This window comes from Roseateles sp. PN1 (assembly GCF_038419725.1).
In the GTDB taxonomy this organism is placed as follows: Bacteria; Pseudomonadota; Gammaproteobacteria; order Burkholderiales; family Burkholderiaceae_C; genus Paucibacter_A.
The window spans coordinates 21,735-35,854 of record NZ_JBCARA010000008.1 but is presented as its reverse complement, the minus strand read 5'-3'; the positions used below and the strand labels follow the sequence as shown (position 1 = coordinate 35,854).

General features: G+C 64.6%; 12 protein-coding genes. 6 read left to right on the top strand and 6 right to left on the bottom strand.

Features of this window, described 5'->3' with window-relative positions:
* Positions 1 to 15 precede the first annotated feature (15 nt).
* The gene (nadB, locus tag AABB87_RS13530) at positions 16 to 1,638 is read left to right on the top strand and encodes an L-aspartate oxidase (protein ID WP_341971731.1); all 1,623 of its coding nucleotides are present in this window, start codon (positions 16 to 18) and stop codon (positions 1,636 to 1,638) included.
* A gap of 18 nt (positions 1,639 to 1,656) precedes the next feature.
* Here nadB and AABB87_RS13525 read toward each other — a convergent pair whose 3' ends face one another.
* From AABB87_RS13525 to AABB87_RS13515, 3 genes are all read right to left on the bottom strand, one after another.
* Positions 1,657 to 1,947, bottom strand: a complete 291-nt coding sequence (locus tag AABB87_RS13525; protein WP_058720249.1) for a late competence development ComFB family protein — start codon at positions 1,945 to 1,947, stop codon at positions 1,657 to 1,659.
* Between the two features lie 147 nt (positions 1,948 to 2,094).
* The gene (nadA, locus tag AABB87_RS13520; protein WP_341971730.1) at positions 2,095 to 3,198 is read right to left on the bottom strand and encodes a quinolinate synthase NadA; all 1,104 of its coding nucleotides are present in this window, start codon (positions 3,196 to 3,198) and stop codon (positions 2,095 to 2,097) included.
* Between the two features lie 112 nt (positions 3,199 to 3,310).
* Positions 3,311 to 4,171, bottom strand: coding sequence for an AraC family transcriptional regulator (locus AABB87_RS13515; protein WP_341971729.1), 861 nt, complete (start codon positions 4,169 to 4,171; stop codon positions 3,311 to 3,313).
* Between the two features lie 73 nt (positions 4,172 to 4,244).
* Here AABB87_RS13515 and AABB87_RS13510 point away from each other — a divergent pair, with 73 nt between their 5' ends.
* The 5 genes from AABB87_RS13510 to AABB87_RS13490 all read left to right on the top strand — a co-directional run bounded on the left by AABB87_RS13510 (position 4,245) and on the right by AABB87_RS13490 (position 8,951).
* Positions 4,245 to 5,501, top strand: coding sequence for an MFS transporter (locus tag AABB87_RS13510; RefSeq protein ID WP_341971728.1), 1,257 nt, complete (start codon positions 4,245 to 4,247; stop codon positions 5,499 to 5,501).
* Positions 5,498 to 7,210: a thiamine pyrophosphate-binding protein gene (locus tag AABB87_RS13505; protein ID WP_341971727.1), complete on the top strand. Its 1,713-nt coding sequence runs from the start codon at positions 5,498 to 5,500 to the stop codon at positions 7,208 to 7,210. The genes AABB87_RS13510 and AABB87_RS13505 overlap by 4 nt, the downstream gene beginning before the upstream one ends.
* Positions 7,211 to 7,246: 36 nt before the next feature.
* A complete protein-coding gene (locus tag AABB87_RS13500) occupies positions 7,247 to 7,468 on the top strand; it encodes an RNA-binding S4 domain-containing protein (RefSeq protein ID WP_341971726.1) in 222 nt (73 codons plus the stop codon).
* Between the two features lie 23 nt (positions 7,469 to 7,491).
* Entirely contained in the window at positions 7,492 to 7,992 is a 501-nt protein-coding gene (rraA, locus tag AABB87_RS13495) for a ribonuclease E activity regulator RraA (RefSeq protein WP_341971725.1), read from the top strand.
* A 170-nt stretch (positions 7,993 to 8,162) separates the two neighbouring features.
* Complete coding sequence (locus AABB87_RS13490) at positions 8,163 to 8,951, top strand: substrate-binding periplasmic protein (protein ID WP_341971724.1); 789 nt, start codon at positions 8,163 to 8,165, stop codon at positions 8,949 to 8,951.
* Between the two features lie 167 nt (positions 8,952 to 9,118).
* On the opposite strand, the gene serB is transcribed toward AABB87_RS13490, so the two are convergent.
* From serB to AABB87_RS13475, 3 genes are all read right to left on the bottom strand, one after another.
* The gene (gene serB, locus AABB87_RS13485; RefSeq protein WP_341971723.1) at positions 9,119 to 9,829 is read right to left on the bottom strand and encodes a phosphoserine phosphatase SerB; all 711 of its coding nucleotides are present in this window, start codon (positions 9,827 to 9,829) and stop codon (positions 9,119 to 9,121) included.
* Positions 9,830 to 9,842: 13 nt separating this feature from the next.
* A complete protein-coding gene (gene mfd / locus AABB87_RS13480; RefSeq protein WP_341971722.1) occupies positions 9,843 to 13,307 on the bottom strand; it encodes a transcription-repair coupling factor in 3,465 nt (1,154 codons plus the stop codon).
* Positions 13,308 to 13,387: 80 nt separating this feature from the next.
* Positions 13,388 to 14,053, bottom strand: a complete 666-nt coding sequence (locus AABB87_RS13475; protein ID WP_341971721.1) for a CCXG family PEP-CTERM protein — start codon at positions 14,051 to 14,053, stop codon at positions 13,388 to 13,390.
* Positions 14,054 to 14,120 lie beyond the last annotated feature (67 nt).

The following is a 14,120-nucleotide window of genomic DNA, read 5'->3' as shown; positions in this document are numbered from 1 at the left end:
CGCGCCAAAGGCCACATGTCCTCCTCTGCCTCCCTGTCTTCGACGACAACTTTGCCCGTGGTGATCGTGGGCGCCGGCTTGGCCGGGCTCACCACGGCCTTGCATCTGGCCGACCGCATGCGCGTGATCGTGCTGGCCAAGCGTGAATTGGGCGAGGGCGCCACCGCCTGGGCCCAGGGCGGCATCGTCGGCGTGCTGGGTCAGGACGACAGCATCGACAGCCATGTGCGCGACACCCAGGAAGCCGGCGCCGGCTTGGTGGACGAGGCCACGGCCCGTTTCATCGCCGAGCAAAGCGCGCAGGCGGTGGCCTGGCTGGTGCAACAAGGCGTGCCCTTCACGCCCGACAGCAGCGGTCCGCTGGGTCTGCACCTCACCCGCGAGGGCGGCCACGCCGTACGCCGCATCGCCCATGCCGCCGATGCCACCGGCAAAGCCATCCACGACCAACTGCTGGCCGTGGCCGCGGCGCACCCGAATATCGAACTGCGCCAGCGCTGGATGGCGCTGGACCTGATCACCTCGCGCCATCTGCAGCGCGATGAAGAGCCGCGCTGCTACGGCATCTATGCGCTCGACATCGACTCGCAAAAGGTCGAGGCACTGGCCGCCCAAGCGGTGGTGCTGGCCACCGGCGGCGCCGGCAAGGTCTACCGCTACACCACCAACCCCGATACCTCCACCGGCGACGGTATCGCCATGGCCTGGCGCGCCGGTTGCCGGGTGGCGAATATGGAGTTCATCCAGTTCCACCCGACCTGCCTCTACCACCCGCAGGAACGCAGCTTTTTGATCACCGAGGCCTTGCGCGGCGAGGGTGGGCATTTGAAGCTGCCCGATGGCAGCCGCTTCATGGCGGCGCACGATGAGCGCATGGAGCTGGCGCCGCGTGACATCGTCGCCCGCGCCATCGACTTCGAGATGAAAAAGCACGGCCTGGACCATGTCTGGCTGGATGCCCGCCATCTGGGCGAGGATTTCTTGAAAGAGCATTTCCCCACCGTCCATGCGCGCTGCCTGGGCCTGGGCATCGACATTGCCAAGCAGATGATTCCAGTCGTGCCGGCGGTGCATTTCACTTGCGGCGGCGTGGTCACCGATATGAATGGCAGTGCCGATCTGCCGGGCCTCTACGCCGTGGGGGAAACCAGTTACACCGGCCTGCACGGCGCCAACCGCCTTGCCAGCAATTCATTGCTGGAATGCGTGGTGCTGGGCCAGACCTGCGCCAGCCACATCCAGGCGCAGCCGCAACACCCCGCCGCGCCGCTGCCGGCCTGGGACGAAAGCCAGGTGGAAGATGCCGACGAGCAGGTGGTCATCTCGCACAACTGGGACGAGCTGCGCCTGCTGATGTGGAACTATGTGGGCATCGTGCGCACCACCAAGCGCCTGGAGCGGGCGCTGCATCGCATCGCACTCTTGCGTGGCGAGGTGGATGACTACTACGCCAATTTCCGCGTCAGCCGCGACCTGCTGGAGCTGCGCAATCTGCTGGACTGCGGCGAGCTGATCGTGCGTTCGGCCTTGCTGCGGCATGAGAGCCGCGGCCTGCATTTCAGCCGCGACTATCCGCGCACCTTGCCGGTCAGCTTCCCGACCGTGCTGGTGGCGGAGCGGGGTTTGAAAACCCGCTGAAGCTGTCGCCTTAAGCGCTCAGGGCTGGGCGCGCAGCGCCGCGCGGGCGTGCACGAAGTGGAAGGCGTAGCCCACGGCTTCGTCGATGGCGGCGTCGATCTCGCGCCGCTCATGCTCGGTCAGATAGAACAGAAAGTCCACCGCGTGGCGGATGTAGCGCGGCGGCAGGCGGTTCAGCGCCACGCAGGCCACATCGCAAAGCAGGTCGGGGTCGGCCGCAATCTGCGGGAAATCGGCGGACGACTTCATCACCGCGGCCAGCACTTCGCGTTCGTGATGGTTGTAGATCGAGCTGAAATCTTGATTCATGGTGGGTTCTCCCGCAAAAGCATCGGCTGACACGATAAAGCTTTTCGCCTGGCTTGCGGGCAAAAAAAGGCCAGCTTCCGCTGGCCATTTCGAATCCGCTGAGGCGACTTGATTCATCGCCTATGTCATTGACCTGGCTAATTCCGCCTATGCCGCACCGATGCCGGGCACCAGGCCGGCGCGCTGGTTCTTCAGCGCGGCGGTGAAGTCCAGCATGCGGTCAATGCAAGTCTTGGCCTTGACGCGGGTGGCTTCGTCCAGCTCGATGGCGCCCTGGCCGTGGCGCAGGCAATCAATCAGGCCTTGCAAGCTGTTCATCGCCATCCATGGGCAATGGGCGCAGCTCTTGCAAGTGGCGCTGTTGCCGGCGGTGGGCGCTTCGATCAAGGTCTTGCCCGGCGCCAACTGGCGCATGCGATGAAGAATGCCGTTGTCGGTGGCAACGATGTATTCCTGTGCCTTGCCCTCCACCACGGCCTTGATCAGGGCCGAGGTGGAACCCACCACATCGGCCAGCGCCACCACGCTTTGCGGTGACTCGGGGTGCACCAGCACCATGGCGCCGGGATGCTGCTCGCGCAGCAGTTGCAACTCCACGCCCTTGAACTCGTCGTGCACGATGCAGGCGCCGTTCCACATCAGCATGTCGGCGCCGGTTTGTTCCTGGATGTAGCGGCCCAGGTGGCGGTCTGGCGCCCAAAGGATTTTTTGACCCTTGGCCTTCAAGTCGGCCACGATCTCCAGCGCGCAAGAGCTGGTCACCATCCAGTCGGCGCGCGCCTTCACGGCTGCGCTGGTGTTGGCGTAGACCACCACTTGGCGGTCCGGGTGGGCGTCGCAAAAAGCGTTGAAGTCCTCGGCCGGGCAGCCCAGGTCGAGCGAGCAGGTGGCGTCCAGATCGGGCATCAGCACCCGCTTCTCGGGGCTCAGGATCTTGGCCGTTTCGCCCATGAAGCGCACGCCGGCCACCAGCAAGGTTTGCGCCGCGTGGTCGCGGCCGAAGCGGGCCATTTCCAGCGAGTCGGAGACGATGCCGCCGGTTTCCAGTGCCAGGTCTTGCAGATCACCGTCTACATAGAAATGCGCCACCAGCACGGCGTTGTGGGCCTTCAAGAGGGCGGCGGCCTCGGCCTTCAGGCTGGCGCGTTCAGCGGGGCTCAGGGGGGCGGGGACTTTGGCCCAGGCCTGGACGGTACAGCTTTGGCCTTGGGCGTCTTGGCGGGTGTAGTCAAACAGCACTTGATCATTCATGGCGAGATTTTATGAGGAGGACCGTTGCTAGGCCGCTGCAGCGGCCGCTAGGCACTTGGCCGGGTCGGGTCATTGCCGGCTTGGTTCCCGGTCTTTGGTGGAAGACAAGGCTTCAGGCTTCGGCAAAAAACCGGCTCGGCGGCATGCCCACGGTGCGGGTGACCATGGCGCTGAAGGCGCTGGCGCTGGCGTAGCCCAGCTCGGCGGCAATCAGGTTCATCGGCCGCTTGCGTGCTGCCAGGGTGAGGGCATGAGCCAGCAAGGCTTGCTGGCGCCATTGCGCATAGCTGCTGCCCAGCTCTTGCCGGAACAGGCGCGAGAGGGTGCGCGTGCTGGCGCCGACCTCGGCGGCCCAGCCGGCCAGGTCGGCATGGCGCAGGGGCTCGTGCAGCATGGCTTCGCAAAAGCGCCGCAGGCGTTTATCTTGCGGCAGGTCCACGCCCAGGCGCAGGCTGCTGGCGCGGCGCAGCTCATCCTCGATCAGATTGGCCAGCCATAGTTCGCGTTTGCTGCTATCGCTTTCACGCACCTCGGCCAGCTGCAAGACCAACTCGCGCAGCAGGGGCGAGACTTCGAGCACCCGGCTGTCCGCCCAAGCCGCTGCCGCGCTGCCGGAGAGGCCCGGGCCGATGCGGCCAGGACATTGGTGCAGATAGAGCGTGCGCAGATCCACCCGCTCCACCGGCGTGACCGCGTGTTCCACCTGGGGCGGTATCCACACCGCCCGCGAGGGCGGCACCAAAAACGTGGCCCGTTCGGTGCTGACGCGCACCACGCCGCTGATCGAAAACACCAGCTGGCCCCAGTCATGTTGGTGGGCCTGGATGTCCACATCGCTTTCCAGCACCCGCGCCTTGGCGCGCACCGGTCGCAGGGCACAAGGCGCGAAGCGCTGCGGGTCCAGCGGCGGCAAGCTGGTGCGGGCTTTGCTGGGGCGCGGCCGTGCAGGTGGCGTGGGCTTGGGTGTGGACATCGGTGGCTGAAATTCGATAGATTTTGGCGAGCTATCGTAACTCGGCCTTGATTCGGGCGCCTAAAGTGCGGGCATGACTACAGCCAGCCTGCCGCTTGCGGCCGAAACCACCCAAGCCCGCCGCGACATTGCCACCATCAGCCTGATCGGGCTGGCGCATGGCTGCTCGCACTTCTTCCACATGTTGCTGCCGCCGCTGTTCCCGGTCTTCATCCGCGAATTTGGGCTGAGCTATGCCGAACTCGGTTTGCTGGTCAGCACCTTTTTCATCATCTCCGGCCTTGGCCAAGCTATGGCCGGCTTTCTGGTGGATCGCACCGGCGCGCGCCCGGTGCTGTTCGCGGCGCTCTCCTGCTTTGTGCTGGCCTCAGTGGCGGCCGGCCTGGCCACCGGCTTTGGCGGCTTGCTGGTGGCCGCCGCCTTGGCTGGCCTGGGCAATGCGCCGTTTCACCCGGTGGACTTCACCATCCTCAACAAGCGCGTGTCGCCCGCTCGGCTGGGCCACGCCTTCTCGGTGCATGGCATCACCGGCAATCTGGGTTGGGCGCTCGCACCCGTGTTTTTGATCGGCTTGGCGCAGCTCAGCGGCAACTGGCGCTATGCCTATCTGGGCACTGCGCTGGCGGCCTTGGCCGTGATTGCCTTGCTGTGGTTCAAGCGCGCCGCCATTGACGACACCCAGGGCAGCTGGTCACATGACAAGGCAGGTGCTGCGCCCGTCAAAGACGAACACCCGATGGCTTTTTTGCGCCTGCCTTCGGTGTGGCTGTGCTTCTCGTTTTTCTTCTTTGGTACGACCGCGCTGACGGCGATTCAGAGCTTCGCCAGCCCGGCCCTGAGCCAGCTCTACGGCCTGGCCGCTGAGGCCACGGCCTTTGTCGTCACCGGCTATATGTTGTGCGGCGCGGTGGGCATGGTGATTGGCGGCTTCTGGGTCGCACGTTCGGCCAGCCTGGAGCGCAATATCGCCATCGCGCTGGCGCTGGGTGCGGCTCTGCTGGCCCTGGCCGCCAGCGGCTGGGTGCCTCCGATGTTGGCGGCCACGGTGGTGGCTCTGGCCGGTTTCGGCACCGGCTTGGCCGGCCCGTCTCGCGATATGTTGATCAAGCGCGCCGCGCCGCCCGGCGCCACCGGCCGGGTCTACGGCACGGTGTATTCGGGGCTGGACTTGGGCTTTGCTCTGGCCGCGCCCATCTTCGGCGCCATGATGGACAAGGGCCACCCCGGCGCGGTGTTCATGGGTGCGGCGCTGGCCTTGTTGCTGGCCATCGCCGCGGCCAATCTGGTTCAACTGGCGCAACCCAAGAAGGCTTTACAGTCCGCAGCATGACGACGACTCCACAAGCAAAACGCATGGCCGGCCACGTGCTGGTCGAGGCCTTGATTGAGCAAGGCGTAGACACCGTATTCGGCGTGCCGGGCGAAAGCTATCTGGCCGTGCTGGATGGCTTTCATGAGCACCGCGAGAAGATTCGCTTCATTGCCTGCCGCCAAGAGGGCGGGGCCGCCTTCATGGCCGAGGCACAGGGCAAATTGAGCGGCCGGCCGGGCATTTGCTTTGTGACGCGTGGCCCCGGCGCCACCAATGCCAGCATCGGCCTGCACACCGCGTTTCAAGACTCCACGCCGATGATTCTGTTCATCGGCCAAGTGGCCAGCGACCAGCGTGACCGCGAGGCCTTCCAGGAAGTTGACTATCGCCAGATGTTCGGCCCCGGCACCCTCGGATTCGCCAAATGGGTGGGTGAGGTGCATGACGCCGACCGCCTGCCCGAGTATGTGGCGCGCGCCTTCCATACGGCGATGCAAGGCCGGCCCGGCCCGGTGGTGCTGGTCTTGCCGGAGGACATGTTGACCGCGCTGACCAGCGCCCAAGTCTTGCCTCTGGCGCAGGCTGCTCAGGCTTGGCCCACCCCAGCGGCCTTGAGCGATTTGCGTAGCCGCTTGCTGGCGGCCGAGCGGCCCTTGGTGATTGCCGGCGGCGGCGGCTGGACGCCCGAGAGTTGCACCGCACTGCAGCGCTTCGCCGAGGCCTGGGGCCTGCCGGTGGGTTGTGCCTTTCGCTTCCAGGATTTGTTCGACAACCGCCATCCGCAGTACGCGGGTGATGTGGGCATTGGCATCAATCCGAAGCTGGCTCAGCGCGTCAAGGACGCTGACCTCATCATCGCCATCGGCCCGCGCCTGGGCGAGATGACCACCGGCGGCTACACCTTGCTGCAGGCGCCGCGCCCGGCGCAAAGCCTGGTGCATATCCATGCTGGGGCGGAAGAGCTGGGCCGTGTTTACGCGGCCGATTTGATGATCAACGCCAGCATGTCCTGCGCAGCCCAGGCCTTGGCCACATTAGCGGCGCCGGATCATTGCAAGTGGACCGACTGGACGCGGGCCGCCAATGCCGACTATCAGGCCAATCTGCTGCCGCAGCCGGTCAGCCCGCTGGACATGGCCGAGGTGGTCAAGAGCTTGAGCCGGCTCTGCCCCGAGGGCACGGTCTTCACCAACGGCGCCGGCAATTACAGCGGCTGGCTGCATCGCTTTCACCAGTATCCGGGCCTGCAGCAGCATGGCCGTACCCAACTCGCACCCACCAGTGGCGCGATGGGTTATGGCCTGCCGGCGGCGGTGGCCGCCAGCTTGCTGGAGCCTGAGCGTTGGGTGGTCAATATCGCCGGTGATGGCGATTTTCTGATGAATGGCCAGGAACTCGCCACCGCCACCGGCTATGGCGCCAAAAAGCTGCTCTGCGTGGTGGTGGACAACGGCACATACGGCACCATCCGCATGCATCAGGAGCGCGAGTATCCGGGCCGGGTTTCGGGCAGCGATTTGTTCAACCCGGACTTCTGCTTGCTGGCCCAAGCCCATGGCTGGGCCTCGCAACGCATCGAGATGACCGAAGACTTTGAGCCTGCCTTGCGCGCCGCGCTTGCAGCGGGCACGCCCTGCTTGCTGCACCTGCGCTTGTCCAGCGATGTGTCGACCAGCCGCAGCACGCTCAGCGCCATTCGCGAGGCCGCGCTCAAGCGATTGGGCTGAGCAAGCCTGGGCGGCGGCATCTGGGACAATATCGTCATGCAAAACATTGATTTCGAACTGCGCGGTGAGTTCATTGAGTTGGACAAACTGCTGAAGGCCAACGGCTTGGTGGAGAGCGGCGGACGTGCCCGTGCCGTCATCAGCGAAGGCCATGTGCAGGTGGACGGGCGCGAAGAACTGCGCAAGACCGCCAAGATTCGTGCGGGCCAAGTGGTGCAGTACCAAGGCGCCCGCATCAAGGTGCTCGCCGCCAGCTGAGTTTTAAGCACCAGGACCTTGCCATGGATTTTTCGACCTGTGATCTGTGCGACGCCTTCAAGTCCGATGAGTCCGGGCGTTTGCGTGTATTGCCGCCTGTTTATCGAAACTATGGCCAAGCTTTGCGTTTCGCTGGGCCTGTCCGCACTATCAAGTGTTTTGAGGACAACAGCCTCGTCAAGGCTGCGGTGGAAAGCCCGGGCCAGGGCCAAGTGCTGGTGGTGGACGGTGCCGGTTCCCTGCGCCGCGCGCTCTTGGGTGGCAATCTAGCCGCCGCTGCGGCCGCCAACGGTTGGGCTGGGCTTTTGATTCATGGCTGCGTGCGTGACCTGGCTGAATTGGCCCTCACTCCGCTGGGCATTCTGGCGCTCGCTCACGTGCCCATGCCGACTGATCGCAAAGGCCAAGGTCAGAGCGATTTGGTCCTGCATCTGCACGGCCAGCCAATTCGCCTTGGGGACTGGCTGTATGCCGATGCCGACGGCGTCGTGATCAGCGAGCAGCCGCTGCACCGCTTGGATTGAGCTTGCTTGACGGCCAAGGGCGTGCAGCTTGGCACGCATTGCGGCGCGGGTTTATTGGGCCGCTTGGTCAATCGACATGATCTGACGCTATTCTTGCTGCGAGATTAAGCGCTCGCAGCAATGGGCGAGCGGACCGGCGCGGTGTGCGCTTGACGTGGCAGGTGTGTCTCATGGCTGTGTTGTGGCGCTTGTTTTGGTTGGTGGGCGCCTGGCTCCTCAGTGGCGCGGCAATTGCTGCCACACAGATTCGAGTATTTACGACCGACTACCCGCCCTATGCGGCGCCGGACTTGCCCAACGGCGGCGGAGCAGTGCAGATGTTGCGCGAGGTCCTCCAGCCCTTTGGCTACAGTGTTGAGGTGGACTTTCTCCCTTGGGCGCGCTTGGCTGGCGAACTCAAACTGCAGCGCTACGACCTGGTCTTGCTGGCTTGGCCTGGGGACTTGAGTCAGCACGCTCTGGTGCCGAGCTCGCCCTGGTTTATCAGTCGGCTGGGCATGTTTGTGCGCCGCGATCAATTTCGAAAACAGGGTCGCAGCATCAAGGCGCTGCAAGGCCAAAGAGTCGGCGCGGTGCGTGACTACGCCTATCCGCCGCAGATTCTTTCCGCCGGCTTGCAACTGGAACTGGGGTCCTCGGATGAGCAAAACCTCCGCAAGCTGGCCGCCCGGCGCTTTGACTACGCCTTGCTTGAGCATGTGGTGGGGCGCTACTTGCTGAAGCAGCAAATAGCAGAAGTTAACGTGGATCAGATCGTCTGGCAGGAGCCTTCCCTGGCCGAGTTGCCTCTCCATGTGGGGGTGGTGCCCGGGCGACCCAGCTCAACCATGCTGCTGCAGGCCCTGGAGCTTGGCTTTCAAGCCTACAAGCGCGACGGCAGATACCGTCGCTTGCTCGATCAGCATCAACTCGACGGTGTACCGGAACCCAGAGCGCAGCGCCCAGGCGTAATGCCCTGATCGTCTGCTCAGTGGCTCGTCTTCCCTCACTAGCGGCTCACAAGTGGCAGCCAAGCCCCAACTTGCCCAGGGCCGCGGCGAATCACAAGCTTAGCGAACAAGGGCTCGCAAACAGACAGCAGCCCACCGATCAAGCCGGCGAGGGCATCGTTGGGCGAGTGTAATCCTTAAGCCAAGAGATCGAGTAGCTGGGCGAGGCTGCCCGCGTTGATCGCCACCATGGCCTGGGCGCGCACCTTGGGCTTGGCGTGGAAGGCCACCGAGAGGCCGGCTGCGCCCATCATCGGCAGATCGTTGGCGCCGTCGCCCACGGCCATGGCTTGCGCGGGCGTGCAGCCGATTTGCTCGCAGCATTGCAGCAGCATGCGGCGCTTTTCTTCGCCGTCGCAGATATCTCCCCAATTCTGCTGCACCAGGCCGCCGGTCAGGCGCTCGTCTACGATTTCCAGCTGATTGGAGCGAACAAAGTCCATGCCCAACTCGGCCGCAACATGGCGGGTGAAGAAAGTGAAGCCGCCCGACACCAGCAGCAGCTTGATGCCGGCAGCCTTGAGCGCCGCGCACAACTCACGCGCGCCGGGGTTGAATTGCAAACGCGTTTGCAGCACCTCTTGCAGCGCACTGGTGGGCACGCCCTGCAGCAGGGCCAAGCGGCGGCGCAGGCTGTCTTTGAAGTCTGTGATCTCGCCGCGCATGGCGGCTTCGGTGATGGCGGCGACCTCGTCCTTTTTGCCTGCGGCGGCGGCGATCTCATCGATGCACTCGATATTGATCAGGGTCGAGTCCATATCGAAGGCGGCCAATTTGAAATCGGCCAGGCGCAGCGGCGGCGTGAAGCCTTGAATCACCAGGGCGGCGGAGTTGTCGGTAGAGGTCATGGTTCGCGTGATCTCAGTTTTTCGTGGTCGGTTGGCCGAGCAGGCGCAGCACTTCGCGGATGGCTTGCGCCCGGTCCTTGGGGTCGCTGAGCGCCTTGTCGATGCGCAGCTTGTCATTGCCCACCAGCTTGATATTGCGGTTCTTCTGCACCAACTCAATCACGCGCATGGCGTCGATCGGCGGGTTGGGGCGGAAGTTGATGTTCATGGCCAGCGGTGCGGCATCGATCTTGGCCACGCCGTAGGGCTTGGCCAGCACGCGCAGGCGGTGGGTGTCGAACAGGGTCTGGCCTTGCGCGGGCAGCTTGCCGAAGCGGTCGGTGACCTCCTCCAGCAGCTTGTCGATCTGCTCGCTCTTTTCGGCGCTGGCCAAGCGCTTGTAAAGCGAGAGGCGCTGATGCACATCGCCGCAATAGGCATCGGGCAAAAGTGCTGGGGCGTGCAGATTGATTTCGGTGGTGGCGGCCAGTGGCGAGAGCAGGTCCGGCTCTTTGCCGGACTTGAGGGAGCGCACCGCCTCGGCCAACATCTCGTTGTAGAGCTGGAAGCCGATTTCCATCATATTGCCGCTCTGGTTCTCGCCCAGCATCTGGCCGGCGCCGCGGATCTCCAGATCGTGCATGGCCAGATAGAAGCCCGAGCCCAGCTCTTCCATGGCCTGAATCGCGTCCAGGCGCTGGGCGGCTTGCTTGGTCAGGCCCTCCAGATCGGGCACCAGCAAATAGGCATAAGCCTGATGGTGGGAGCGACCGACGCGGCCGCGCAACTGGTGCAGCTGGGCCAGGCCGAACTTGTCGGCGCGCGCCATGATGATGGTGTTGGCGCTGGGCACGTCAATGCCGGTCTCGATGATGGTGGAGCACAGCAAGACATTGTGTTTGCCGCTGACGAACTCGCGCATCACCCGCTCCAGCTCACGCTCGGGCATCTGGCCGTGGGCGATGATGATGCGGGCCTCGGGCACCAGCTCTTCGAGCTTTTGGCGCCGGTTCTCGATGGTCTCGACCTCGTTATGCAGGAAGTAGACCTGGCCGCCGCGCTTCAACTCACGCAGCATGGCTTCGCGGATGGTGCCGCTGGTCTCGCTGCGCACAAAGGTCTTGATGGCCAGGCGGCGCTGCGGGGCGGTGGCAATCACGCTCAGGTCACGCAGGCCTTCCAGTGCCATGCCCAGGGTGCGCGGGATGGGCGTGGCGGTCAGTGTCAGCACATCCACCTCGGCGCGCATGGCCTTCATGGCCTCTTTGTGGCGCACACCGAAACGGTGTTCTTCGTCGATCACCAGCAGGCCCAGGCGGTTGAACTTGACCTCGGGGCTGAGCAGCTTGTGGGTGCCTATGACGATGTCGATGGTGCCGTCGGCCAGGCCGGCCATCGCCGCCTTGATTTCCTTGGCGCTGCGGAAGCGGCTCATCTCGGCCACCCGCACCGGCCATTTGCCAAAGCGGTCGGCAATGTTTTGGTAATGCTGTTCGGCCAAGAGCGTGGTGGGCGCCAGGATGGCGACTTGCTTGCCGCCCATCACCGCCACAAAGGCCGCGCGCAGGGCGACCTCGGTTTTGCCGAAACCGACATCGCCGCAGACCAGGCGGTCCATGGGCTTAGGGCTGATCATGTCCTGGATGACGGCGTGAATGGCGGCGCGCTGGTCGGCGGTTTCCTCGAAGCCAAAGCTGGCGGCGAAGGCCTCGTAGTCGGGGCCGCTGTAGCGGAAAGCGTGACCTTCGCGCGCGGCGCGGCGGGCATAGAGATTGAGCAGCTCGGCGGCGGTGTCGCGCACCTGTTCGGCGGCCTTGCGCTTGGCTTTTTCCCACTGCCCGGAACCCAGGCGGTGCAGGGGGGCTTCTTCGGCGCTGACGCCGGTGTAGCGGCTGATCAGATGCAGTTGCGCCACCGGCACGTAGAGCGTGGCCTTGTCGGCGTATTCCAGGTGCAGGAACTCCGACGCGCCGTCGCCGATGTCGATATTGATCAGGCCCTGGTAGCGGCCGATGCCGTGGTTGTTGTGCACCACCGGGTCGCCGACCTTGAGCTCGGACAGGTCTTTGATCAGTGCATTGACGTCGCTGACCTGCTCTTGCTTGCGCCGCCGCCGGGTGGTGGGCGTGGTGGCAAACAGCTCGGTCTCGGTGAAGAGTTGGAGCACGCGCTCTTCGGCGGGGTCGTTCCAGAAAAAGCCCGCGGCTAAGGGCGCCGCGGTAATGGCGAACTTCTCCGGCGAGCCCAGGAACTCAGCCAGGCCCGACACCGAGGGCGGGTCGATCTTGTTGTCGCGCAGCAGTTCCAGCAGGCTCTCGCGCCGGCCTTCGCTTTCGGCCAGCAGCAGCACGCGGTGCGGCGTGCTCTTGAGGTGCGCGGCCAGGCGGGCCAGCGGCTCTTGCGCGCCGCGCTCGACGCTGACATCGGGCAGCGGGCGGGCGAAGTCCACCGGCTCATTGCCGCGAATGGCCAGCACCGCATGGCTGTGGGTGATGGCAAAAAACTCTTCCACCTTCAGGAAGATTTCCTCCGGCGCCAGGATGGGCCGCTCGGGGTCATGCTGCAAGAAGCGATGGCGCTCGCGCGTGTCGGTCCAGAAGCGGCTCAGGGCTTCGTCGATCTCGCCGTGCAGGGCCAGCGCCGCGCTGTCACCCAGGAAGTCGAAGATGGTGGCGGTCTGCTCGAAGAACACCGGCAGAAAATACTCGATGCCGCCGGTGGCAATGCCTTGATCGATGTCTTTGTAGATGCGCGAGCGGGTTGGGTCACCCTCCATCTTCTCGCGCCAGCGGGCGCGGAAGGATTTGCGCGCGGCCTCGTCCATCGGGAACTCGCGGCCCGGCAGCAGGCGCACCTGCGGCACGGGGTAGAGGCTGCGCTGGGTGTCGGGGTCGAAGGTGCGGATGGAGTCCACCTCGTCACCAAACAGGTCCACCCGGTAAGGCACCAGCGAGCCCATGGGGAAGAGGTCAATAAGCCCGCCACGCACGGCGTATTCGCCCGGCGAGACGACTTGGCTGACATGGGTATAGCCGCCCAGCGTCAGCTGCGACTTCAGGCTGGCTTCATCGAGCCGCTGCTTGGTCTTGAAGTTGAAGGTGGTGGCGGCCAGAAAGGCCGGCGGAGCCAAGCGCGTCAGCGCGGTGGTGGCGGGCAGCAGCACCACATCGGCCTCGCGCTGGTCGGCCGGCTTGCCCTGCGATTGCAGCAAGCGCCACAGCGTGGCCAGGCGCTCGGAGATCAGGTCCTGGTGCGGCGAGAAAGTGTCGTAGGGCAGGGTCTCCCAGTCCGGGAAGACGGCCACGCGCAGGTCGGGCGCAAAGAACTTGAGCTCATCTTCCAGGCGCTGCGTATCACCCGGCTCGGCCGTGATGATGGCGGTGATGCGCCCGGCGGCCATCTGCGTCTGGGCAAAGCGCGCCAGCAGCATGGCATCGGCCGAACCGGTGGGGCGGGGGAGGGTGAACTTCTTGCCGGGTTGAATCAGAGGTAGCTGCATATCGGGCGCACAAATGAGAACAGCCCCGAGCGAGGGGCTAGGGGCTGTGCTCATTGTAGGCAGGCTAGGCCTGCCAGTGCTTAGGCTGCGTTCGACTTGCGACGACGAGCCACCACACCCATGGCGCCCAGGCCGGCCAACATCAGGGCGTAGCTGCCGGGTTCCGGCACGGCCGAGGTGATGTTCAGGCCGTCGGTCTTGCCGAAGGTCTTGAAGCCGGTGTCGTTGATGGCGAATTGGAATTGCTGCTGACCGTCGCAGCAGTTTTCCAAGCCGAAGATTTCCAGCTTGTGGTTGCCGGCGCCGATGGCGATATTGTCGAAGGCAAAGAACTGGCTGCTATTGCCGTAGCCGTTGTTCCACCACATATCGTTGGACTTGAAGCCCAGGGCCACGCCGTCCAGGAAGACTGCGCCACCACGGCCGAAGTCCACGCCGCCGCGCAGATCCCAGCTGCCGGCTTGGCCAGCGGCCACGCCGAAATTCACGGTGATGCGATAGGCGAGGTCGGAGGAATTGCCGCCAAACACGCTCTTGTTGCTCAGGCCGTCAAACAAGGCCACGTCAGCCGACTTGGCGCCAGGCTGGCTCATGGCGGCGTTGACGACGTCGCGGTAAGTGGCGGCGCTGCTTTGCGCGCCAGCCAGGGACTTGGCGGTTTCAAATGTGATAACGCTGGCTTGCGCGCTAGCGGCTGCGGCGATGGTGGCGGCAAGCAGCAAGGACTTGGCAACAGTCTTATTCATCTAGGGATTCCCTCGAAATGATTTATGTGGCAGTGATTCCGGTGCAAAAGCTCTGCACGGGTGGACA